24 protein-coding genes and 1 tRNA gene are annotated in these 24,008 nt (G+C 42.5%); 23 read left to right on the top strand and 2 right to left on the bottom strand.

Annotated features, from left to right (window positions below; translation table 11 throughout):
* Nucleotides 1–387: a DUF1934 domain-containing protein gene (locus RFK25_RS03915; RefSeq protein WP_332411633.1), complete on the top strand. Its 387-nt coding sequence runs from the start codon at nucleotides 1–3 to the stop codon at nucleotides 385–387.
* 214 nt (nucleotides 388–601) lie between these two features.
* Nucleotides 602–3,286 (top strand): cation-translocating P-type ATPase, encoded by a 2,685-nt coding sequence (locus RFK25_RS03910; protein ID WP_332411632.1) that lies wholly within the window; start codon nucleotides 602–604, stop codon nucleotides 3,284–3,286.
* A 31-nt stretch (nucleotides 3,287–3,317) separates the two neighbouring features.
* Here RFK25_RS03910 and RFK25_RS03905 read toward each other — a convergent pair whose 3' ends face one another.
* Both RFK25_RS03905 and RFK25_RS03900 read right to left on the bottom strand, forming a co-directional pair.
* A complete protein-coding gene (locus RFK25_RS03905; protein ID WP_332411631.1) occupies nucleotides 3,318–3,503 on the bottom strand; it encodes a hypothetical protein in 186 nt (61 codons plus the stop codon).
* A gap of 107 nt (nucleotides 3,504–3,610) precedes the next feature.
* Nucleotides 3,611–3,811: a hypothetical protein gene (locus RFK25_RS03900; protein WP_332411629.1), complete on the bottom strand. Its 201-nt coding sequence runs from the start codon at nucleotides 3,809–3,811 to the stop codon at nucleotides 3,611–3,613.
* Between the two features lie 133 nt (nucleotides 3,812–3,944).
* On the opposite strand from RFK25_RS03900, the gene RFK25_RS03895 reads away from it, so the two are divergent.
* The 21 genes from RFK25_RS03895 (at nucleotide 3,945) to RFK25_RS03795 (ending at nucleotide 24,008) form a co-directional block, all read left to right on the top strand.
* Nucleotides 3,945–4,364: a TM2 domain-containing protein gene (locus tag RFK25_RS03895; protein WP_332411626.1), complete on the top strand. Its 420-nt coding sequence runs from the start codon at nucleotides 3,945–3,947 to the stop codon at nucleotides 4,362–4,364.
* Nucleotides 4,365–4,513: 149 nt separating this feature from the next.
* On the top strand, nucleotides 4,514–5,002 hold the full coding sequence (locus tag RFK25_RS03890) for a VanZ family protein (RefSeq protein WP_332411623.1): 489 nt from the start codon (nucleotides 4,514–4,516) through the stop codon (nucleotides 5,000–5,002).
* A 40-nt stretch (nucleotides 5,003–5,042) separates the two neighbouring features.
* Complete coding sequence (gene queG, locus RFK25_RS03885) at nucleotides 5,043–6,170, top strand: tRNA epoxyqueuosine(34) reductase QueG (RefSeq protein ID WP_332411622.1); 1,128 nt, start codon at nucleotides 5,043–5,045, stop codon at nucleotides 6,168–6,170.
* Nucleotides 6,171–6,204: 34 nt separating this feature from the next.
* A protein-coding gene (prfB, locus tag RFK25_RS03880) for a peptide chain release factor 2 (RefSeq protein ID WP_332411621.1) occupies nucleotides 6,205–7,300 on the top strand; the annotation gives its coding sequence in 2 pieces (ribosomal slippage) (nucleotides 6,205–6,276 and nucleotides 6,278–7,300; 1,095 coding nt in all).
* Nucleotides 7,301–7,336: 36 nt separating this feature from the next.
* Entirely contained in the window at nucleotides 7,337–8,029 is a 693-nt protein-coding gene (ftsE, locus tag RFK25_RS03875; RefSeq protein ID WP_105114296.1) for a cell division ATP-binding protein FtsE, read from the top strand.
* Nucleotides 8,022–8,951, top strand: a complete 930-nt coding sequence (gene ftsX / locus RFK25_RS03870) for a permease-like cell division protein FtsX (RefSeq protein WP_332411619.1) — start codon at nucleotides 8,022–8,024, stop codon at nucleotides 8,949–8,951. The genes ftsE and ftsX overlap by 8 nt, the downstream gene beginning before the upstream one ends.
* A 247-nt stretch (nucleotides 8,952–9,198) precedes the next feature.
* Nucleotides 9,199–9,271: transfer RNA gene (locus tag RFK25_RS03865), tRNA-Thr, on the top strand.
* 481 nt (nucleotides 9,272–9,752) lie between these two features.
* Nucleotides 9,753–11,480 (top strand): ABC transporter ATP-binding protein, encoded by a 1,728-nt coding sequence (locus tag RFK25_RS03860; protein WP_332411617.1) that lies wholly within the window; start codon nucleotides 9,753–9,755, stop codon nucleotides 11,478–11,480.
* Nucleotides 11,480–13,219, top strand: a complete 1,740-nt coding sequence (locus tag RFK25_RS03855) for an ABC transporter ATP-binding protein (RefSeq protein WP_332411614.1) — start codon at nucleotides 11,480–11,482, stop codon at nucleotides 13,217–13,219. Before RFK25_RS03860 ends, RFK25_RS03855 begins: the two co-directional genes overlap by 1 nt.
* A 137-nt stretch (nucleotides 13,220–13,356) precedes the next feature.
* Nucleotides 13,357–14,295: a TDT family transporter gene (locus RFK25_RS03850; protein ID WP_332411611.1), complete on the top strand. Its 939-nt coding sequence runs from the start codon at nucleotides 13,357–13,359 to the stop codon at nucleotides 14,293–14,295.
* Nucleotides 14,296–14,371: 76 nt separating this feature from the next.
* Nucleotides 14,372–15,070: an HAD family hydrolase gene (locus RFK25_RS03845; protein ID WP_332411609.1), complete on the top strand. Its 699-nt coding sequence runs from the start codon at nucleotides 14,372–14,374 to the stop codon at nucleotides 15,068–15,070.
* Between the two features lie 126 nt (nucleotides 15,071–15,196).
* Nucleotides 15,197–15,760, top strand: a complete 564-nt coding sequence (locus tag RFK25_RS03840; RefSeq protein WP_332411608.1) for a carboxymuconolactone decarboxylase family protein — start codon at nucleotides 15,197–15,199, stop codon at nucleotides 15,758–15,760.
* A gap of 235 nt (nucleotides 15,761–15,995) precedes the next feature.
* Nucleotides 15,996–16,697, top strand: coding sequence for an N-acetylmannosamine-6-phosphate 2-epimerase (locus tag RFK25_RS03835; protein WP_248051033.1), 702 nt, complete (start codon nucleotides 15,996–15,998; stop codon nucleotides 16,695–16,697).
* A gap of 54 nt (nucleotides 16,698–16,751) precedes the next feature.
* Nucleotides 16,752–18,065 carry an ABC transporter substrate-binding protein gene (locus RFK25_RS03830; RefSeq protein ID WP_332411606.1) on the top strand — a complete coding sequence of 438 codons (1,314 nt, stop codon included), beginning with the start codon at nucleotides 16,752–16,754 and terminating at the stop codon, nucleotides 18,063–18,065.
* 154 nt (nucleotides 18,066–18,219) lie between these two features.
* Nucleotides 18,220–19,107, top strand: coding sequence for a carbohydrate ABC transporter permease (locus RFK25_RS03825; RefSeq protein WP_024380549.1), 888 nt, complete (start codon nucleotides 18,220–18,222; stop codon nucleotides 19,105–19,107).
* 13 nt (nucleotides 19,108–19,120) lie between these two features.
* Nucleotides 19,121–19,951, top strand: a complete 831-nt coding sequence (locus RFK25_RS03820; protein ID WP_029187785.1) for a carbohydrate ABC transporter permease — start codon at nucleotides 19,121–19,123, stop codon at nucleotides 19,949–19,951.
* Nucleotides 19,952–19,980: 29 nt separating this feature from the next.
* Nucleotides 19,981–20,436, top strand: coding sequence for a YhcH/YjgK/YiaL family protein (locus tag RFK25_RS03815; protein WP_332411604.1), 456 nt, complete (start codon nucleotides 19,981–19,983; stop codon nucleotides 20,434–20,436).
* A gap of 34 nt (nucleotides 20,437–20,470) precedes the next feature.
* The gene (locus tag RFK25_RS03810; protein ID WP_332411601.1) at nucleotides 20,471–21,130 is read left to right on the top strand and encodes a YesL family protein; all 660 of its coding nucleotides are present in this window, start codon (nucleotides 20,471–20,473) and stop codon (nucleotides 21,128–21,130) included.
* Nucleotides 21,127–22,047, top strand: coding sequence for a dihydrodipicolinate synthase family protein (locus RFK25_RS03805; protein ID WP_172053155.1), 921 nt, complete (start codon nucleotides 21,127–21,129; stop codon nucleotides 22,045–22,047). The genes RFK25_RS03810 and RFK25_RS03805 overlap by 4 nt, the downstream gene beginning before the upstream one ends.
* Nucleotides 22,048–22,056: 9 nt before the next feature.
* Nucleotides 22,057–22,947 carry an ROK family protein gene (locus RFK25_RS03800; protein ID WP_332411596.1) on the top strand — a complete coding sequence of 297 codons (891 nt, stop codon included), beginning with the start codon at nucleotides 22,057–22,059 and terminating at the stop codon, nucleotides 22,945–22,947.
* Between the two features lie 92 nt (nucleotides 22,948–23,039).
* On the top strand, nucleotides 23,040–24,008 hold the full coding sequence (locus tag RFK25_RS03795) for an alpha/beta fold hydrolase (protein ID WP_332411640.1): 969 nt from the start codon (nucleotides 23,040–23,042) through the stop codon (nucleotides 24,006–24,008).

The following is a 24,008-nucleotide window of genomic DNA, read 5'->3' as shown; positions in this document are numbered from 1 at the left end:
ATGAATATTCGTCTACGGAATGAAATTGATTTAGATGGCCAATTGGAAGTGATAGATCAGACTTTCTCAGTAGAGGTGAAGGAAAAAGATGAGAAGCTTTACCTCATCTATCAGAATGATGAGGAAGAAAAAGTTGTCATTAAGTGTGATCAGGAAGAAATGGTTATGACACGCTTTTCTATTCCCAAATCCATCATGCGATTTGTCAAGCATAAGGAAGCTATTGTGACTATTCCAACGCCGATAGGGATCCAGCATTTTGTGACACAAACCAGCCTGTATCAGTTGAGTGTTGAACAGCAAGAACTAATCCTTCATTATGATTTAAATGGGCTAGAAAATCAACAGAAATTTGCTAGCTATAAGATGCATATTGAATGGAAATGAAAAACGTTTTCATAGAAAATATTCTTTGAAATTCCTTAGAAATTTGTTATAATAGTTAGCAAATCGAGGGAGTAGCTAACGGAATTTTCCGTGGTAGTGTCGTCATTCCGAAAATCGTTTCCGGCACTATCTTAAATAGCGAGACTTGTTTTAATAAAACAGGTCTCTTTTTTATTGGTAAAAGGTAGGAAAGAGGCCGAAAAGGAGAAGGAAATTGTCAAAAGAACAAAAACGCGATTTGTTTTACACACAAAGCGAAGAGCAAGTATTGTCAAGCATGGAGTCTTCTTTAGACGGTTTGTCTAGCAGTGAAGCTAGCAAACGTCTGGCAGACTATGGTCGTAATGAATTGGATGAGGGTGAGAAACGCACACTCTTGGCTAAATTCTTGGATCAGTTCAAGGACTTGATGATTATCATCTTGATTGCAGCTGCGATTTTGACTGTGATTACTGAGGGTTCTCATGGTTTGACAGATGCTATTATCATCTTAGCGGTAGTTATCTTGAACGCTGCATTTGGTGTTTATCAGGAAGGTCAAGCAGAAGCGGCTATCGAAGCTCTAAAGAACATGTCAAGCCCTGTTGCGCGTGCCCTTCGTGACAGTCACGTAGTCGAGGTTGATTCTAAGGACTTGGTGCCAGGTGACATCGTCTTGCTTGAGGCAGGTGATGTTGTTCCAGCTGATATGCGCTTGTTGGAAGCTAACTCCCTCAAAATCGAAGAAGCAGCTCTTACAGGTGAATCTGTTCCAGTTGATAAGGATCTTTCCAAGGTTCTTGAAGCGGATGCACCAATCGGTGACCGTGTCAACATGGCTTACCAAAACTCAAACGTTACTTACGGACGTGGTCTTGGTGTGGTTACCAACACTGGTATGTACACTGAGGTGGGGCATATCGCAGGCATGCTTGCCAATGCAGATGAAACAGATACTCCATTGAAACAGAACTTGCACCAGTTGTCTAAAGTTTTGACCTATGCAGTATTGGTCATCGCTGTGATTACAATGGCTGTATCAGTCTTTGTTCGTGGAGAAGGAATCTTGCCTGCTCTTATGACTTCAGTAGCTCTTGCCGTTGCGGCAATTCCTGAAGGTTTGCCTGCTATCGTTACTGTTGTTCTTTCACTTGGTACTCAAGTATTGGCTAAGCGTAACTCCATCATCCGTAAGTTGCCAGCCGTAGAAACACTTGGTTCAACTGAAATTATCGCATCAGATAAGACTGGTACTTTGACCATGAACCAGATGACGGTTGAGAAGGTTTATACAAATGGTCAATTGATTGATGCAAAAGAAGCTTTGGATGCAAGCAATACAACGCTTCGTGTAATGAACTTTGCCAACGATACAAAAGTTGACCCAACAGGAAAATTGATCGGTGACCCAACTGAAACGGCCCTTGTTCAATTTGGTTTGGATCAAAACTTTGACGTTCGTGAAGTCTTGGTTTCTGAGCCTCGTGTGGCTGAATTGCCATTCGACTCAACACGTAAATTGATGTCAACCATTCATCAACAAGCTGCTGGAAACTACTTCGTAGCTGTTAAGGGTGCTCCAGACCAATTGCTCAAACGTGTAACGCAAATTGAAGAAAACGGGACAGTTCGTCCGATTACCGATGCGGATAAGCAAGCTATTCTTGCAACTAACAAGGACTTGGCTAAACAAGCACTTCGTGTCTTGATGATGGCTTACAAGTATGTGGATGCTATTCCTGAATTGGAGTCTGAGATTGTTGAAAATAATCTTATCTTCTCAGGTTTGGTTGGTATGATTGACCCTGAGCGTCCTGAAGCGGCGGAAGCAGTTCGTGTTGCCAAAGAAGCGGGTATCCGTCCAATCATGATTACTGGTGACCACCAGGATACAGCTGAGGCTATTGCCAAACGTCTTGGTATCATCGATGAAAATGACACAGAAGACCATGTATTTACTGGTGCTGAGCTCAACGAATTGACGGATGAAGAGTTCCAAAAAGTCTTCAAACAATATTCTGTATACGCTCGTGTATCTCCAGAACATAAGGTTCGTATCGTTAAGGCTTGGCAGAATGACGGTAAGGTTGTTGCCATGACAGGTGACGGTGTTAACGATGCGCCATCACTTAAGACTGCCGACATTGGTATCGGTATGGGTATTACTGGTACGGAAGTTTCGAAAGGTGCTTCTGATATGGTCCTTGCAGATGACAACTTTGCGACTATTATCGTGGCGGTGGAAGAAGGACGTAAAGTCTTCTCAAACATCCAAAAAACCATCCAGTACCTCTTGTCAGCTAACACGGCTGAGGTATTGTGTATCTTCCTTGCAACCCTCTTTGGATGGGATGTATTGGAGCCAGTTCATCTTCTTTGGATTAACTTGGTAACAGATACGCTTCCAGCTATCGCTCTTGGTGTCGAGCCGGCTGAACCAGGTGTTATGACCCACAAACCTCGTGGACGTAACTCAAGCTTCTTCTCAGGTGGTGTCTTGAGCTCTATCGTCTACCAAGGTATCCTTCAAACTGCACTTGTTTTGGGTGTTTATGGCTATGCTTTGTTATTCCCAGAACACAGCACCTATGAAGAAATTCACGCAGATGCTCTTACTATGTCTTACTTGACTCTTGGTTTGATTCAGTTGGTGCATGCCTTCAACGTGAAGTCTGTTTACCAATCTATCTTTACAGTTGGTCCATTTAAGAACAAACTCTTTAACTGGTCTATCGTAGCTGCCTTCTTGCTCTTGATGGCAACCTTGGTAATCCCAGGATTCAATACCTTCTTCAAGGTTTCAATCTTGACACCGACTCAATGGTTGGTAGCAATTATTGGTTCAGGTCTCATGGTTGTCGTTGTTGAAATTGTCAAATTTGTACAACGTAAGATGGGATTGGATGAAAAAGCTATCTAATTTACATTAAGAAAAAAATAAAAGCTCAGATTTAGTGGTCTGAGCTTTTTTCTGTACTGATAAGGTATTTTGGGAAGATTGCTTGTGCCAACAAAGTGATGGCTAGTGCTAGTATGAGGAGGATGGTTTTGACAAGAGTTAGTAAGTTAAACAGTAAGGCGATTGGTACAATTGCCAAGCTGAAATAGTGGAGAGTGAAGTATCTGCTATTTTCCATAGTCATCTGAATTAGCTTTGATACATCGTCACTTTCGCCTTGCCGTACTTCAGTACAGCCTGCGCCTCAGTTCCTTGTCTGAAAGCTAATTCATTCGACTATATTATTTAGACTCTATCGCCTTCTTTAACTTGAATGGCTGACTTTTTATCCCCTCGAACGCTTAGTGTAACAGATGGTTGTGTAATTGGTAGGCTTAAAATTTTTCCTTGAGTAACTGTCCCAGCAATTTTTCCGTCTACCAGGAGTGGAAGTCTTTGGGAGGATACTTGTTTGATAGGTTTTAGATAATGAATAATAACTCTCATAAGAACCTCCTTACAATCTAGTTTCATTATAGCAAAAAGGAAAAAAATGTAAACGGTTTTCGCTGCTGTTTTTCTCTATAGGCTTGCCTGATAATAAAGAAACTGCTATAATTTCTGTGAGAGAGGGATTTATATGAATTATCTGCAAAATTATGTGTTTAGTAAGAGTAGTTATTTACCATCTGATAAGTTAATTCTGCTTCAGAAAGAACTAGAGGATTTGGACGAGGGAGCTTTGAATGCGCTGATGATGGTTGAATTGCGCCAGCCATTGATTGCCCTTATCTTAGCCATCTTTTTTGGTGAGTTTGGCGTGGACCGTTTTTATATTGGGGACAAGCGGATGGGCTCGGCCAAGTTGATTACCTTTGGTGTGTCTTTTGTGACTCTTTTTATTCTCATTGGTATTCTCTTGTTTATGGGCTTATATGTGTGGAAATTCATTGACTGTTTTTTGATTATGAAGGCCTGTAAGGAGGCTAACTACCAACGGCTCATGGCTCAAATCCAACAATTCAAAGCCTTTCAGTATGGCAATAGGACATTTTCCTAATAGAATGGGGAGGGAGGTTTTCAAAACCTTCTTTTCTTCATCTCTTGTAAACTACTTGTAACAAGACCTGTGTATTGTCACAAAAGTGACATTTTTCATGTTCTTATTTGTGATATAATGATAAAATATGCTGGAAAGGAGGAGTTTTTATGCAGACTAGAAAAATGAGTATTTTTTTATTTCTAGCCTACCTCCTTTTATTGACCTGGATGATTGTCTTTAAGATGGACTTGTCCATCCTGTACGGTCGGTATGATTTAGCCCAGTTCAATCTCATCCCTCTGGCAGGGACAGCCGTTTATAATGGGATTTTGAATTTTCCAGAAATTTTCTTTAATATTATTAGTTTCATTCCTTTTGGAATTTACATGGAAATCTTATTTCGCAAGGCATCTTGGGTTTCCAATCTTATGCTGATTTTGTTGGTCAGTCTTCTATTTGAAGTGACCCAATATGTGCTTTTGTTAGGGATTGCAGATATAACAGACTTGTTGGCCAATGGTTTGGGCGGTGCAATTGGCATCAATGTCATGTATGTATTGACGAGTGTTTGGCGTGAGAAAGCCTACGAGCGCATGAATGTCTTTTGCTTGGTTTTAACAACTTTTGTTATATTAACAACTTATTTCTTTGTGTAAATCTTGCCAAGGATAAGAACTTTTTGTTAAAATGAATAGAATGAATATCAAAGAAGAGATTATTAGATTATCTCAGGAAATTGGGATTTCTAAAATTGGTTTTACAACGGCAGATGATTTTGCTTATTTGGAGAAATCACTTCGTGCTAGTCAGGAAGAGGGGCGTTCGTCTGGATTTGAACATAAGAACATTGAAGAACGCATCCGTCCCAAATTGTCTTTGGCATCTGCAAAGACAATTATTTCCATTGCAGTAGCCTATCCGCGACACTTGCCAGTCAAACCCCAGAAAACTCAGTTCAAACGAGGTAAAATAACGCCGAATTCCTGGGGCTTGGACTACCACTATGTTATCCAGGACAAGCTAGAACGTTTGGCTCGAGGAATTGAGCAATTAACGGACGGTCTGGAATACAAGGCCATGGTAGATACGGGGACCTTGGTGGATACTGCTGTTGCTAGAAGAGCTGGAATTGGCTTTATCGGTAAGAATGGATTGGTTATCTCTAAGGAATTTGGTTCCTATATGTTCTTAGGAGAGTTAGTAACTAATCTAGAAATCGAACCAGATCAGCCAGTCGACTACGACTGTGGGGACTGTAATCGTTGTGTTGCAGCCTGTCCTACGTCTTGTCTATTAGGTGATACGACCATGGATGCTCGGCGTTGTCTGTCTTTTCAGACCCAGGATAAGGGCATGATGGACTTAGAATTTCGCAAGAAAATCAAGACTGTTATCTATGGTTGTGATATTTGCCAGATTTGTTGTCCTTACAATAAAGGAATTTCCAGTCCACCTGTGGTAGAGATTGATCCAGATTTGGCAGAACCAGAGTTAATTCCCTTTTTGGATTTGTCCAATGGACAATTCAAGGAAAAATTCGGCTTGATTGCTGGTTCTTGGAGGGGAAAAAACATTCTTCAGCGCAATGCCATCATAGCCTTAGCCAATAGTAATGATCGCTCTGCCATTCCCAAACTCTTAGAAATCATTGATAAGAAACAGAATCCTGTCCACATGGCGACGGCGATTTGGGCCTTGGGGCAATTGGTAAAGCAGCCTAATGAGGAGATAGTAGACTTTATTGCGAGCATCAAATCGGATAACGCAGATGTCCTAGCAGAGCAGACAGCATTTCTTAACATGGTAAATAGCCTGCAAATGTGATATAATACAAAGATAAATAAAAAATGAGGTGTATATGGATACAGCAGAAATTCGCCAAAAGATTGAAGAACTTGGCAAGAAATTAACGTCTTTTAGGGGGTCTCTTTGACTTAGAAGGTCTGGAAGAAGAGATTGCCATTCTTGAGAACAAGATGACGGAGCCAGATTTTTGGAATGATAATTTGGCGGCACAAAAGACTTCCCAAGAATTAAATGAATTAAAAAATACCTATGGAAATTTCCATCAGATGTTGGATTTATATGATGAATCTGAAATTCTTTTGGATTTCCTAGCAGAAGATGAGTCGGTACGGGATGAGTTGGTCGAGAAGTTAGCAGACTTGGATAAATCCATGACTGCCTATGAAATGACCTTGCTCTTGTCAGAACCCTATGACCACAATAATGCCATCTTGGAAATTCATCCAGGTTCCGGTGGTACCGAGGCTCAGGACTGGGGAGAAATGTTGCTTCGGATGTATCAGCGTTTTGGTAATGCCAAAGGTTTTACAGTAGAAACCTTGGACTACCAAGCTGGAGATGAAGCAGGTATTAAGTCAGTAACCCTTAGCTTTACAGGTCCAAATGCTTATGGTTTGCTCAAGTCAGAAATGGGTGTTCATCGCTTGGTACGTATCTCACCATTTGACTCAGCTAAACGCCGTCATACATCCTTTACATCGGTGGAAGTTATGCCAGAATTGGATGATACCATTGAAATTGAAATCAGAGATGATGAGGTGAAAATGGACACCTTCCGTTCAGGTGGTGCCGGTGGACAGAACGTCAACAAGGTTTCAACAGGTGTGCGTTTGACCCACATTCCGACAGGTATTGTGACTCAGTCAACTGTGGACCGTACTCAGTATGGTAACCGTGATCGAGCTATGAAACTCTTGCAGGCTAAATTGTATCAATTGGAGCAAGAGAAGAAGGCGGCAGAGGTTGACTCACTCAAGGGAGATAAAAAAGAGATTACTTGGGGCAGTCAAATACGTTCCTACGTTTTTACGCCTTATACCATGGTCAAGGACCATCGTACTGGTCACGAAGTGGCTCAGGTCGATAAGGTCATGGACGGTGATTTGGATGGCTTTATCGATGCTTACTTAAAATGGCGAATTAGCTAAAATCTAGAGAAAGGACTGTCTTAGACAGAATATCCTATGAGAATTATTGAAATGAAGAACGTTTCCAAGAAATATGGAAACGGAACGACGGCCCTTCGAGGAGTGTCCGTCAATGTTGAGGCTGGAGAGTTTGCCTATATTGTAGGTCCTTCAGGTGCAGGTAAGTCAACCTTTATCAAACTCTTATACCGTGAAGAAAAGCTTGATAAGGGTAGTTTGACAGTTGGGAAATTTGACCTGGCTAAAATCAAGAAGAGAGATGTCCCTTTGCTCCGTCGTAGTGTCGGGGTGGTCTTCCAGGACTATAAACTCTTACCGAAAAAGACTGTGTTTGAAAATATTGCCTATGCTATGGAAGTTATCGGCGAAAAACCACGCAATATTAAAAAACGTGTTATGGAAGTCTTGGACTTGGTTGGTTTGAAACATAAAATCCGTTCCTTCCCAAATGAATTATCTGGTGGTGAGCAGCAGCGTATCGCTATTGCCCGTGCTATTGTCAACAATCCTAAGGTATTGATTGCCGATGAGCCAACTGGTAACTTGGATCCAGAAAATTCCTGGGAAATCATGAATCTCTTGGAGCGTATCAATTTGCAAGGGACAACAGTTTTGATGGCAACCCACAATAGTCAGATTGTAAATACCCTCCGCCACCGCGTTATAGCGATCGAAGACGGTCGAGTGGTACGGGATGAAGAACAAGGAGAGTATGGATACGATGATTAGACGATTTTTTAGACACTTTATTGAGTCTCTCAAGAGTTTGAAGCGAAATGGTTGGATGACAATTGCTGCTATTTCATCAGTAACGATCACATTGGCTATGGTTGGTTTATTTGCTTCTGTTATTCTCAATACTGCTAAACTGGCTTCTGATTTGGAACACAATGTTCGTATCAATGTTTACTTACGGGCCAATTCAACAGATCAGGCTGAAACCATTGTCAATGAGGCCGGCGAAACAGTAGCCAACCCTGATTTCAATAAGGTTTACAACCAAATCACAGCCCTTCCAAATGTGCAAACAGTTACTTACTCAAGTAAGGATGAACAGTTGAAAAAGCTGACCGACACTCTTGGTGAAACCTGGAATCTCTTCCAAGGAGATGCAAACCCGCTTTACGATGCCTATATCATTGATACGACTGAGCCTCAGTACGTAAAATCGGTTGCGGCAGAAGTTGCAAAAATTGATGGGGTTACAGAAGTCCGTGATGGCGAGGTGGAAACGGAGCGTATCTTCAAATTAGCATCAATGGTGCGCACTTGGGGACTAGCAGCAACAGGCTTGCTCTTGTTTACAGCTATATTCTTGATTTCTAATACCATTCGTATTACCATTATTTCTCGTAGCCGTGAAATTCAGATTATGCGCTTGGTTGGTGCAAAGAACAGCTATATCCGTGGTCCCTTTCTTTGGGAAGGTGCTTGGGTAGGCTTGCTTGGCGCTATTTTACCATCTGCCTTGGTCTATTTCTTGTATCAGATGTTTTATAATTCTGTCAATGCTAGTCTTGCTAGCCAAGATTTGTCCTTGATTAGTTTGGATATTTTTATTCCAAGTATGGTTGGAGCCCTATTTGTTATCGGTATCCTCATCGGTTCACTCGGTTCAGTTATTTCCATGAATCGTTACTTGAAAATTTAAAAAATGAAAAGGTCCGCACTTATTTGGTGACGGACCATATTTTTTTGTCATTACGAGTACGAATGGTGAGAAGGAACATCCATTTCTTCTTTGCTTGTGCAGTTATAGGAATATTTTATTGTATTAGTGGGCGCGGGTCATCTGTAGTGTTGTTAACTAAAAGCTAGGAAGAACCTTCAGGATTGAGGTGTACTTTTTTAAATAAGTGTTGACAAATAGGTAAAATATGGTAAACTAATAAGGTACTGCTGGTTTAGCTCAGTCGGTAGAGCGCATCCATGGTAAGGATGAGGTCGCCGGTTCAATCCCGGCAACTAGCATAAAATAACGTTGAAAACCCTTGATACACAAGGGTTTTTGTTATGTCTGCCCCAAATTCTCCCCTGATATCAAAAAAATCTTGACTTGTCAGTTTATTATGTTAGAATAGGGCTTAGAAAAAAGAAAGGAGTAAAACAAATGAACACACAACTTGTCCTTCAGCAAGCTATTTTTTATCATACACTCCTTTCTAAGCAGGAAAACAGGGCTCATTGAAAGACTTTTGGAGTTTTCGTGGCCCTACTCTGGAATAGTGGGAAAGTCAAGCATGTCTTAACATGGTCAGGTGGGCTTTCCAGGGCTATTTTAGAGTTAGTCTATTTTTGTGGACTTAAAGCCATGCCTAGGTGGAGTTTAAAACACACCTAGGCTTTTTTGTGCTTAGAAAGGAATCGTTTTAATAACCTTTTTCACAAGTAAAATACTTTTAGAATGAGAGGGTATTTTGAATGAATACAGGTTTTAACTTAAAGGAGAAATATGTTTCGATTGATATTTGATTACGTCAAGCAACACAAGTGGCTCTACTTGGTGGTTGTTGTGACCTTGATTATTTACGATATCACCCTCTTGATACCTACACAAATCATTCAGCGGATGGTGGATATTTTGACCAAGAATGGCTTGACTGAGCGGATTTTAGTTCAAGAGATGGGGCTCTTGCTTTTGGTGACCTTTCTCAATTATGGGATGGGCTTTATCTGGCATCTTAAGCTTTTTCAGGCCTCAGTCAATTTCAAATTCGATATACAACAACGAGCCTTTAAAAAGATGGTCACCATGCGGACACCTTTTTATGAAAAATTTCGATCTGGGGATGTCATGACCCGATTTTCTACGGATGTTGATGGGCTGATGGAGATGGTCGGCTATGGGCTCATGATTGTGGTCTATTCCGGTGGTATGTTGGCATTTATCATTCCTACCATGCTTTTGATTGACTGGAAGATTTCCTTCCTGGCTATCTTACCGATGATTTTTATGGCAGTTGCTTTCTTTTTTATTGGTCGTAAGCAGGATTTGGCTATTGATGCTAACCGTGAGGCAGTTGCACAGCTCAATAATGAGGTCTTGGAAGTTGTCGAAGGCATTCGCGTCACCCGGGCCTATAGCAAAAAGGCAACTCAAAAGGGTCAGTTTCAGGCTCGAACCAAGGAATTGGCGGATGGTGGAGACCGGATTACTACCCTGCAATCTCTTTATAACCCCTTGGCTACGGTCGGTCTGGGTTTGTCGACTATCCTGGTCTTGGTGCTTGGAGCAGGGGCAGTCAAGTCTGGTCAGCTTAGTCTGGGGCAGGTTATCGCCCTTCAACTCTATGTCAGTTCCCTCCTAGAGCCTTTCTGGACCCTGGCGGATTTCATACTGGTTTATCAGACAGGTAAGACTTCATTTGAAAAACTGCAGGAGCTGATTGAAACAGGAGATGACTTGGAAGTGGATGGCTCGGTAGAAATAGCCGAGCTGGATAGTATTTCTTTCAAGAACTACAGCTTTAGCTATCCTCAGTCGGACCGTCCGAGTTTGCAGGAGATTAACTGGACCTTGAAAGCCGGTCAGACAGTCGGGATTGTTGGGAAAACGGGTTCCGGCAAGACCAGCTTGGTTAGACAATTGTTACGTCAGTATCCAGTTGGGCAGGGTGAGTTTCTTGTTAATCATCAGTCTGTCCTTGACTTCAAACGCTCAAGCCTGGAGCAAAAAATTGGCTATGTTCCCCAAGAACACATTCTCTTTTCAAAATCAGTTGGGGAAAATATTGCCTTTGGTAAGCGTGACAGTAGTTTGGAAGAAATTGAAGCGGCTATCGCAACCGCAGCCTTTAGCCAGGACTTGGAGCGGATGAGTCATGGACTGGACACCATGATTGGCGAGCGGGGTGTGTCTATTTCTGGCGGTCAGAAACAACGGATTTCTATTGCGCGTGCCTTTTTACGAGAGCCAGACTTGCTCATTTTAGATGATTCCCTGTCAGCAGTCGATGCTCGCACAGAAGGTCAGATTATCCAAAATATCCAGAAAGAACGTGCAGGCAAGACCAATGTTATTGTGACCCACCGCCTGTCTGCTGTCAACCATGCGGACTGGGTACTAGTCTTGGATGAAGGTCGCATTGTAGAAGAAGGCCGACCGGCAGACCTGCTAGCCCAAGAAGGCTGGTACTATGAACAATACCAGCGCCAACAAAGTCAGGAAGGAGGAGAATAATGAAGGTTTTAGGATTTTTATTGAAGCAAATTGGTCGCGTTAAGTGGCTCTTTACGTTTGCTGTAGTCTGTTACTTAGTAGCTTCTAGCCTCTTGCGTTTTGCCCCTCTTATTATTCAAAAAGCCATCGACGGACCTTTGCGGGCCTTGAGTGAAGGCCAACCCTTCCAAGAATCCCTTTTCTTGCAGATGGCAAGTCAATATGTGATCATGATTTTCTTGGGTGCACTTGGTTATTACCTTTCCATGAGGATTTTGATGCACTCTGCCAATAGGATCGCAGAGTATTTGCGCAATCAGGCCTATGATGTTATGCAGCACTTGCCCATTTCTTATTTTGATGACAAACCTGCCGGAAAGATTGCCACTCGTATTGTTAACGATACTGAAACCTTGCGCAATCAGTTTTACGGTACTCTTGTTAATGTCTTTAATAGTTTTATTCGCTTGCTTCTTACCTACGGGATTGTTTTCTACATCAATCCTAGTCTAGGCTTTGCTCTCTTGCTACTAATTCCAGTCTTTATCGGTATTCAATTTATCTATAAAAAGTTGACAGATAAGCCTATGAAGGATTTTTACGATGCTCGAAGTGAGGTCAATACTCAGGTCAATGAAACCATGAATGGTGCTAGTTTGATCCAGCTCTATGGGCAGGAAGAGAGAGTGCTAGCTGAGTTTGAAGCGACAGCAGATAAGATGCGCCTTGCAGATAACCAGATTATCTGGGCCCAATCCAGCTCGACATGGACCTTGACGGAGTTTCTGAAATTTCTGGTTGTGACAGGGATTTTAACCATTATTGGCTATCAATTCCTACAAGGTCAATCGAGCTTGTCACCGGGTAAATTATTTGTCTATATTGATTATATTGAAGGGATTTTTGTGTCCCTTGGTGCCTTGGTCAAGCAGTTTCCAAATCTCCTTCGGTCGATTGAAACAGGTAAGAGGTTGATGGGCTTGCTGGAAGAAGAAACGGAGCCCGATAGTAGTGCTGAATTGACGGTGACAGACGGTCAGGTGGTCTTTGACCAAGTGACCTTTGCCTATGAAGTTGGCAAGCCTATTCTCAAGGACATCTCCATTCAGGCTGACAAGGGAGAAACCATAGCTCTGGTGGGCCACACAGGATCAGGCAAGTCCTCCATTATGAACCTTCTCTACCGTTTCTATGATCCTCAGGAGGGTCAGGTTTTGATTGATGGCAAAAATATCCGTGATTATTCACGTGAGAGCTTGCGCAGTCACATGGGGATTGTCCTTCAGGATCCCTATCTCTTCACTGGAACCATCGCTAGCAACGTGGCTATGGATAAGGAGAAGATGGATAGACAGGCAGTCATAGAGGCCCTGGAAAAAGTTGGGGCAGGTCCAATGCTTGCTCGCCTGGAACAAGGTATCGATGAACCAGTATTTGAAAAGGGGTCAACCTTCTCTAGTGGGGAACGCCAGCTAATTGCTTTTGCCCGCACCCTTTACTCCAATCCCAAAATCTTGATTTTGGATGAGGCGACTTCTCATATCGATACGGAAACGGAAGAAATTATCCAGCACGCTATGGAAGTGGTCAAGGAAGGTCGGACAACCTTTATTATCGCCCATCGTCTGTCCACTATTCAAAATGCAGACCAGATTTTGGTCTTGGACCAAGGTCGTATTATTGAACGTGGCAGACATGAAGACCTGATTGAGCAAGGCGGTGTCTATGCTCAGATGCATGAGATACAGGCTAGGGTGTAGGAGAAGAGCAGTATAGTCATTTTTTATAGGATGAATAAGTAATATATATTAGTAAGGATCTTCTTTTTCTGATAGGATAGGGGTAACTCGTTTAAACTTGTTACAATCAGTCATCATATCTATCACGGAGGTCCAATATGAAAAGAAGTTTAGTCCAAGTCCCCCTAGCCCTTTCAGGTCTGCTACTGGCTCTGGTAGCCTTAGCCAATCTACTGGCGACTGTTCATCCTCTTATCAAACCCAGTCTGCAAGCCTTAGTCTTGCTGGGCTATGGTCTGCTGTTTTCCAGAATTTTTGCTGTCTGGTCAAAAACTAGGACTGAGCTAGGTCAGCCCATTGTTGCTTCTTGTTTTGCTACGCTTTTTATGGGCTTGTTATTGCTGACAGCCAGCCTTTCTCCTCTACCTTTTGGAATTGGTAAAGGAATTTGGTTGACTCTGGTTTTGCTTTACGGTGCCTATATCGTCTTTTTCTCCTATCGGTTTATCGGTCCAAGAAGGTTGGAGTTGGTTTTTCCAAGCTGGTTTATCGTCTATGTAGGCTTTGCCATGGTTGGGGTGACTGCTCCAGTCTATCAAGCCTTTAGACTGGGATGGTTTTCTCTGATTTTTGCGGGTATTTCCTTTGCTATCTTGTTGCCAGTTGTTGTGTATCGTTTGCTGCGTGTTAAATTGGTTCAGGCTCAATTTCCCCTGCTAGCTATTTTTGCAGCTCCGACTGCCCTGCTTTTAACTGCCTATCTTCAATTGGCAGAGCAGGTAGATTTGCGCTTGCTTGTGTTTTTGTTAGTCCTGTCCCAATCCTTCTATCTAACAGTGGTTCTCTCGCTCAGACGATTGACCAAAAATGGTTTTAGTCCTCTCTTTGCAGCCTTTACTTTTCCACTTGTCAGCTCTGCTATTTCCCTAAAACTGACCCTAGGGAAGTTGGTGGGACTTCAATCCCTCCTGTCATTTGTCTTGCAAGTGGAGATCATCCTGGCGACGCTTGTGATTGCGGGAGTAGCTTTTCTGTATGTCAATCACCTGTCAAGAGAGTTAGTCAGTATTTGGTCCTCGGCTGAGGAGAGTGTGTAGGTCTGTGAAGGAATCTGGAAATTATTCAAAGCAGAAAATCTAGTCAAGGGGCTAGGTTTTTTGTTATAATCAAAGCATGAAAGCAGTAATTTTTGATTTAGATGATACCTTATACGACCAAATCCAGCCCTTCAAAAAGGCTTTGGATAGGCATTTGCAGGTGGATGATGAGCTAGTCGGTCCCCTTTATCTAGCCTTTCGTCATCATGCAGATCAGGTATTTGAAGCAGCAGCGACTGGCAAGATGAGTTTAAAGGACAGTCATATCTATCGGATGAAAGCAGCTTTAGCTGATTTTGGATTTCAGGTATCGGATGCTCTAGCTTTGACCATTCAGATTGATTATGATTATTTCCAAGGACAGTTGGAGCTTAGTCCGATGTTTCCAGCGATTTTTTCCCATTGTAAAGAAAGGGGACTTGCGCTTGGGATCATAACAAACGGTCCTCATCGCCACCAATTGCGGAAGATACGCACTTTGGGCCTTTTGGATTGGTTTGACCAAGACCTAATTCTTATTTCTGGTCAGCTTGGGGTAGCTAAACCAAATCCGCAGATTTTTAAGGTCATGGAGCAACGTTTGGGACTTTCCTCTGATGAGATTTGTTATGTAGGCGATTCCTTTGAGAATGATGTCATAGGGGCCAAGGCTTGTGGTTGGCAGGCTATTTGGTTTAATCATCGGTTGCGTTTAGCTCCGGAAACCAGTGTCAGCCCAGACAAGATAGTGAACAAGTGGGAGGACTTGACAGCGGCGATTATCCCTATGGATTAGCCTTTATTTATGGGCGTGATAGGTAAAATATATTAGCAGACAGGCTATTTTTATGATAGGATAGTCCCATAACCTGACTGTCATGTTGAATGACTGTCATGAAAAATCATGAAATGGAGTACCCCTATGACACAAACATTTTTCCCAATTCATACCTTGGACACTGTTAGACCTGATTTGAAAGAAAATTTGGAAACGGTCAAGAAAAATAATGGTGGCTACATCCCCAACTTGATTGGACTTTTGGCCAACTCTCCAACAGCCTTGGAAACCTATCAAACTGTAGGAGGTATTAACCGTCGCAATAGTCTAACACCGACTGAACGCGAAGTAGTACAAATTACAGCAGCGGTTGCTAATGGTTGCGGCTTCTGTGTAGCTGGTCATACGGCCATTTCAATCAAGCAGATAAAAATGCCGGATGAAATTTTACAGGCCCTTCGTCAGGGGACACCTATTGAGGCAGATGCGAAATTGGATACATTGGCTCGCTTTACCTTGGCAGTTATCCATGAAAAAGGCAAGGTCGGCGACCAGTTGCAAGAAGAATTTTTCCAAGCAGACTATACCGCAGAGAATGCCTTGGATGTAGTGCTTGGTGTTAGTCTAGCGACCCTCTGTAACTATGCAAATAACCTGATTAACACCCCAATCAATCCCGAATTGCAGCCTTATGCTTTGGAGAATTGAGTAAATAGAATAGAGTGAAAGCCAGTCGGACTAGCCGGCTGGTTTTTCAATTTTAGCAAGTGAAACTATTTTTATAAAAAAGTTAGAAAATAGAAAGTAGTTTCAAAAAATCCCCTTTTCTTTATTCAGACAGAAATTAAAATTTAAATGTAAAAGTCTGTTGAAAAGATGTCAATATATTGTATAATAATAATGTAAGCGCTAACTCGGATCCGGTAATAGAAAGGAGAAATGAATGGCTACCATCAGCAAAGAAGCCTTAAAAGAACAAATTAAAGATGGCATTATTATTTCCTGTCAAGCTTTACCAGGTGAGCCTTTATATAGTGAAGAAGGCGGTGTTATTCCTCTATTGGTCAAAGCAGCCCAGGAAGCGGGTGCTGTAGGTATTCGAGCAAACAGTGTTCGAGATATTAAAGAAATCAAGGAAGTAACCGATTTACCTATTATCGGAATTATCAAGAGAGATTACCCTCCTCAGGAGCCTTTCATTACGGCAACGATGAGAGAGGTGGACGAGCTAGCTGAGCTAGACATTGCAGTTATTGCCCTGGATTGTACTAAACGTGAGCGTTATGATGGCTTGGACATCGTTGATTTCATCAAGCAAATCAAGGAAAAATATCCACATCAACTCTTCATGGCAGATATTTCCACCTATGAAGAAGGTGTGACAGCCTACGAGGCAGGTATTGATTTTGTTGGAACGACCCTATCAGGCTACACATCCTATAGCCGACAAGAAGATGGACCAGATATTGAGTTGGTTGACCGACTTTGTCGTGCTGGGATTGATGTCATCGCAGAAGGAAAAATCCACTATCCAGATCAAGCTAGAACCATTCACGATTTAGGTGTGGCAGGTATCGTCGTTGGCGGAGCCATTACCCGTCCTAAGGAAATAGCGGAGCGGTTTATCCAGGCTCTGAAAAAATAGTTACATAGTCTAATAACCCCATATGGGGAAGCAAAAAAATAAAGGAGAAGAATGATGAAAAAAATCATACATTCATTGTTAGCTGGTGTGGCAGTTTTGTCACTCGCAGCATGTAGTGGTGGTAGCAGTAATACAACTGCTGAAAAAACAGCTGAATCAAGTGCTTCTGGTAAGACAGAAATCACTTGGTGGGCTTTCCCAGTATTCACACAAGAGAATACAGAAGACGGTGTTGGTACCTATGAGCAAAAAATTATTGCTGCTTTTGAGGAAGCTAACCCAGACATTACTGTAAAACTGGAAACCATCGATTTTACATCTGGACCAGAAAAAATCACGACTGCTATCGAAGCAGGTACTGCTCCAGACGTTCTCTTTGATGCACCAGGTCGTATCATTACCTACGGAAAAAATGGCAAATTGGCTGAATTGAATGATCTCTTCACAGATGAATTTGTCAAAGATGTGAACAACGATAACATCATTCAAGCATCTAAGGCTGGTGATACTGCCTACATGTACCCACTTAGCTCTGCTCCATTCTATATGGCCTTCAACAAAGCGATGTTGAAAGATGCTGGTGTTCTTGACCTTGTCAAAGATGGCTGGACAACTGACGACTTTGAAAAAGTTATCAAGGCTTTGAAAGACAAGGGTTACAACCCTGGTTCCCTCTTCTCTAACGGTCAAGGTGGCGACCAAGGTACTCGTGCCTTCTTGGCAAACCTTTACAGTGGTAGCATCACAGACGAAGGCGTAACTAAGTATACAACTGATTCAGAGCAAATGATCAAAGCCTTGGATAAGGCGGCTGGCTGGATTAAAGACGGCTACATGATGAACGGCTCTCAATACGCAGGTGGCGATGACATCCAAAACTTTGCAAATGGTCAAACTTCTTACACTATCCTTTGGGGACCTGCTCAAAATGGTATCCAAGGACAATTGTTAGAAGCATCTAAAGTAGAAGTTCTTGAAGTACCATTCCCATCTGAAGATGGTAAAGCAGCTCTTGAATACCTTGTAAACGGCTTTGCAGTCTTTAATAATGGCGACGAAGCACGTGTAGCAGCGTCTAAGAAATTCATCCAGTTCATCGCAGATGACAAAGAATGGGGTCCTAAGAACGTTGTTCGTACAGGTGCCTTCCCAGTTCGTACATCATTTGGTGCTCTCTATGATGACGAACGTATGGCTACTATTGACGAGTGGACTGGTTACTACTCACCATACTACAACACAATTGATGGATTTGCTGAAATGAGAACTCTTTGGTTCCCAATGCTTCAAGCTGTATCAAATGGCGAAAAAGAAGCAGAGGCTGCTTTGAAAGAATTCACTGAGCAAGCAAACGCAACCATTAAATAAATGAATTGAATGAGGCTCCTTTTCTCTGTCAGTTACTACAAAGATATGGAAAGGGAGCTCTTCCTTTCATGCTTTGTGAAAATCAAAAAAATATTTTCAGTAGGTATTTTGATTTTCATAATGAATGATTCCGAATAGACTGGAGGTGTTTTAAGTGCAGATAAATAAGATTAGAATGCGGGAGACTATTGTATCCTATACCTTCTTGGCTCCTATTCTCATTTTCTTCACCATTTTTGTACTAGCTCCAATGATTATGGGATTTGTCACCAGTTTCTTTAACTATACCATGACAGATTTCACCTTTGTTGGACTTGATAACTATGTACGGATGTTTAATGATCCGATCTTTATCAAATCTCTGATTAACACATTGATTATCGTGGTTGGCTCAGTGCCAGTAGTTGTCTTCTTTTCAGTCTTTGTCGCTTCGCAGACCTATGAAAAGAATGTCATCGCTCGCTCTTTCTACCGTGCAGTCTTCTTCCTGCCTGTTGTAACGGGTTCCGTTGCTGTAACGGTTGTTTGGAAATGGATTTACGATCCCCTGTCAGGTATCTTGAACTTTGTTTTGAAATCAGGTGGCCTTATTGAACAAAATATCAGTTGGTTAGGGGATAAGCAGTGGGCCTTGTTGGCCATCATTATTATCCTCTTAACAACTTCAGTTGGTCAGCCGATTATTCTTTACATTGCAGCTCTTGGAAATATTGATAATTCCTTGGTAGAAGCTGCGCGTGTGGACGGTGCCAACGAACATCAGGTTTTCTGGCAAATCAAATGGCCAAGCCTCTTACCAACCACTCTTTATATCGCAGTTATTACAACCATTAACTCCTTCCAATGTTTTGCCCTTATTCAGCTCTTGACCTCAGGTGGACCTAACTATTCAACGTCCACCCTCATGTACTACTTGTACGAAAAAGCCTTCAAGCTGTCTGAGTATGGTTATGCAAACACTATGGGTGTTTTCCTGGCAGTCATGATTGCACTGATTTCCTTTGCCCAATTCAAGATTTTGGGTAATGATGTGGAATACTAGAAAGGAGGAAACTATGAAAAAGAAAACCATTACACCCTTTGGTGTTATTTCAACGATTATCTTGCTCTTGTTGACCATCCTTTTCATATTCCCTTTCTATTGGATTATGACAGGGGCCTTTAAGTCACAACCTCATACCATTGTGATTCCGCCTCAGTGGTGGCCAACCCAGCCAACGCTAGAAAACTTTACCAAGTTGACGGTTCAAAACCCAGCCTTACAGTGGCTATGGAACTCAGTCTTTATTTCCTTGGCGACCATGATTTTGGTTTGTATGACCTCTTCTCTAGCTGGTTATGTCTTGGCTAAGAAACGGTTCTACGGACAGCGGATTTTGTTCTCAATCTTCATCGCTGCCATGGCTCTTCCTAAGCAGGTTGTGCTTGTGCCTCTGGTACGGATTATCAACTTTATGGGGATTCATGATACCTTAGCGGCAGTTATTCTACCTTTAGTTGGCTGGCCATTCGGTGTATTCTTGATGAAGCAATTCTCAGAAAATATTCCGACAGAGCTCTTGGAATCTGCTAAGATTGATGGTTGTGGTGAGCTGTCAACCTTCTGGAATGTTGCCTTTCCAATTGTCAAACCAGGTTTTGCAGCCTTGGCTATCTTCACCTTCATCAACTCATGGAATGACTATTTCATGCAGTTGGTTATGTTGACTTCTCGTCAGAATTTGACCATTTCGCTAGGTGTTGCGACTATGCAGGCTGAAATGGCAACCAACTATGGTGTTATCATGGCGGGAGCGGCAATGGCTGCAGTACCAATTGTTACTGTCTTCCTTGTCTTCCAAAAATCCTTTACTCAAGGTATCACCATGGGAGCAGTTAAGGGATAAGAATCTGGTTAATTCATGGAGAAAGAACTATGATTTATGATCATATTGACAATTGTTCACAATATAAGGGACTACATCCCAACTTGGATCTTGCCTTGGCTGTTCTGGAAAAGGGTGATTTTCGCGAGCAGGACCTAGGTAGGTATGAAATCGCTGGTCAGGATGTCTATTATTTCCTTCAGGAAAATACTCTATCTGAAGAGTTCAAGGAGGAATTTGAATACCATCGTTCATACGCTGACATCCATTTTATTATCAGTGGACAGGAACAAATTTCTTACGGTTGTCGTCTGGTTGGAGAAGATACTGGTTTTGATCCAGCAAGTGATATCGGTTTTGTTCCGAGTGAAAAATGGGTGGATTGCCTACTTGATGGGAATTACTTTGCCATTTTCCTACCTGGTGAGGTTCATCAACCAAACCAATGGGCAGGTGGACAAAAGACTGTCCGTAAGTTTGTCATTAAAGTCTTACTAGACGACTAGTTCTCAATAAGAAAATAGAAAGGGGAGGATGTGAATGAAAGGAAAGGGTGGTAGAACACTGGTTCAGTCCTTGTTTGATGTTAATCATCCAGCTTGGCAACTGGTAGAAAAACTCTTTGATCTCATGCTCTTAAATGGCTTAACTGTTTTGGCAAGTCTTCCTCTTTTTACCTTGGGAATTGCCAAACTAGCCCTCCAAGCGAGTTTATGGGACATGAATGAAGAAGGAAAAATCAAGGTCTGGTCGACCTACTGGCGTCATTTTGGTCGCCAGTGGAAACAGGGTCTGGTCTTGTCACTGGTAGAAATTGGGTTAACGACATTTTGTCTCTTGGATTTATATCTGATTTGGGGACAGGCTGGTCTGGTATTTGACAGTTTTCGTGCAAGCTGTATTGCCATCCTGCTCTTTAGTCAGCTACTTTGGGTCTATATCTACCCGTTAGCCAGTCGATTTGATTTGCAGTTGAAAGACTTATTCCTAAAAGGAATTTTATGTCTTGGGAATATGTTGTCCTTGACCGCTATGGTTGGTCTGGTCTTTTTACTTGTAGCTACTATCCTCTTTTATTCAGACCTGACATTTTTAATCGGTCTGGTTTGTCTGCTATTTTTTGCCTACGCTGGCCTATCTTTTCTATTCATTAGAGAATTTGGGTCAAGAATAAAAACAGTTAAAAAGGAATTAGAATGAAAGATTTATCGAAATATCATGGAATTATCCCAGCCTTCTATGCCTGTTATGACGAGGCTGGTGAGATTAGTTCAGAACGTGTAAAAGCCCTGGTTCAGTATTTCATTGACAAGGGTGTTCAAGGGCTATATGTCAACGGTTCATCTGGTGAATGTATTTACCAAAGTGTGGCAGACCGCAAGCAAATTCTTGAAGCGGTCATGGAAGTTGCCAAGGGTAAATTGACCATTATCAACCATGTGGCCTGCAACAATTTGAAGGACAGTGTGGAGCTGGCTCGTCATTCGGAAGAATTGGGTGTTGATGCTATTGCAGCCATCCCACCGATTTACTTCCGTTTGCCAGAGTACAGCATTGCTGCTTACTGGAACGGTATTAGTGCAGCTGCACCAAACACTGATTTCATTATCTACAATATTCCGCAACTGGCTGGTGTTTCCTTGACACCAAGTCTCTATAAGGAAATGCTGAAAAATCCACGAGTGGTTGGGGTGAAGAATTCCTCTATGCCAGTTCAGGATATTGATACCTTTGTCAGTCTAGGCGGTGAAGACTATGTGGTATTCAATGGTCCAGATGAGCAATTCTTAGGTGGTCGCCTCATGGGCGCTAAGGGTGGAATTGGGGGTACCTATGGTGCTATGCCAGAACTCTTCCTGCGTTTAAACCAATTGATTGCGGACAAGGACTTGGAAACAGCCCGTCAATTGCAGGCGACTATCAATACTATTATTGGTAAACTGGTTTCCGGTCATGGTCATATGTACGCAGTCATCAAGGAAGTCATCCGTATCAATGATGGCTTGGACATCGGTTCTGTTCGGGAACCGCTGACAGCCTTGACGGAAGCAGACTTGGTCATTGCTCAAGAAGCAGCTCAGGTCATTCGTGATGCTAAGGAAAGATTTGGTGCCTAGGAGGTGTCTATGAAAACCTATCTTGCTATTGATATTGGCGGAACTCAGATTAAATATGGTCGTCTGGATGAAGTAGGTCAGATCCTGGAAAGTTTTAAGATAGACACGGAAGCCCACAAGGGTGGCCCCCATATCCTAGCGACAGTCAAAAAACTAGTGGCAGATTTCCATGTCCAAGCCCCCCTTTCTGGTGTAGCCATTTCTTCGGCTGGGATGGTTGACCCTGACAAGGGAGAGATCTTCTACTCAGGGCCACAAATTCCAAACTATGCTGGTACCCAGTTTAAGTCTGAAATTGAAGCAACTTTCGGACTTCCTTGCGAGATTGAAAACGATGTGAACTGTGCGGGCCTAGCAGAAGGTATTTCAGGTGCTGGTCAAGGTAGTCGGATTTCCATTTGCTTGACCATTGGCACGGGCATTGGAGGTTGCTTGCTAGTGGATGGTCAAATTTTCCATGGCTTTAGTAATTCAGCCTGTGAGGTCGGCTATCTCCACCTTTCAGATGGGGCTTTCCAAGACTTGGCTTCAACGACGGCTCTTGTCCAAGAGGTGGCTCGTTTACATGATCAGGATCCAGCAGACTGGAACGGCTATAAGATTTTCCAGGAAGCCAAGACAGGAGATGCTCACTGTATTGCTGCCATTGACCGAATGGTCAACTATCTTGGTCAAGGTATTGCCAATATCTGCTATGTAGCCAATCCAGAAGTGGTTATTCTTGGCGGTGGTATTATGGCGCAAAAAGAGTATCTTTATCAGAAAATCCAAGCAGCTCTGAAGGCAAACCTGGTTTCAAGTCTAGCAGACAAGACCAAGCTGGCCTTTGCAGAGCATGAGAATGCTGCTGGTATGCTGGGAGCCTTCTATCACTTCCAACAGAAGCAGGGGCTACTATAATATACGATAAGATGGAGAGCTTCCTTCCCTTTCTCTTCTCCTTTAGATTTGGAAGCTTTCCGTCTTTTTTCTAGTTGTAGAGAGGTTGAATGATGATTGATAATATGACCTTGCAGGATATGCTGACCTATCGTGGTCGGCAGGAAGTCCCTGCAGATTTTGATGCTTTCTGGCAGAATGAAAAAAATCAGTTGACAGGTCTAGCAAACCATGTATTACTTGAAAAAGAATGTGGCTTGCCTCATGTAGCTTGCTACGAACTGACCTTTACGGGTACAAATGGCTCCAAGGTTTTTGCCAAGTGCCTCTTTCCAAAGAGTGAGCAAGCTGTTCCCGTTCTCTTTTATTTCCATGGCTACCAAGGTCAAGGACCCGACTGGTCTGAGAACTTGAAATTTTTAGCAGCTGGTTATGGGGTAGTAGCTATGGATGTCCGTGGTCAGGCGGGGCGTTCTCAGGATTTGGGGCAATTTGATGGTCTTACTGTTAAGGGGCAGGTTATTCGAGGGATGTTGCAAGGACCAGAACACTTGTTTTATAAGGATGTCTATCTGGATGTCTATCAGCTGATTGAGATTATTGCCAGCTTGGACTTTGTTGACCAGAAGCGCCTGGTGTCTTACGGTGCCTCACAGGGAGGAGCCTTGGCTTTAGTAGCGGCTGCTCTCAGTCCCCACATCAGTAAAACGGTAGCTATCTATCCTTTCCTATCTGACTTTAAACGGGTCTTGGAACTTGGCAACAATAGTGAAGCCTACGACGAATTGTTTCGATATTTCAAATTTTCAGATCCGTTTCATGAAAGGGAAGAGGAGGTTCTTCGAACCCTATCCTATATTGATGCAAAAAATCTGGCTCACTTGATTTCATGCCCGGTAGCTATGGTGACAGGCTTAGAAGATGGCGTTTGTCCTCCATCAACCCAATTTGCTATCTACAATCGACTGGAAGTTGAAAAAGAAATGAAAATCTTACCAGAATATGCCCACGATGCCATGCATGTAAAGGTTAATGACTATGTCTATGATTATTTAATTGGGACACGTTTTTCGGCTAACTAA

Origin of the sequence: Streptococcus sp. SS-4456, from assembly GCF_036680365.1 — a bacterium.
Lineage (GTDB): Bacteria > Bacillota > Bacilli > Lactobacillales > Streptococcaceae > Streptococcus.
The sequence above is the reverse complement of the archived record's forward strand: the minus strand, read 5'-3'. Positions and strand labels throughout refer to the sequence as shown.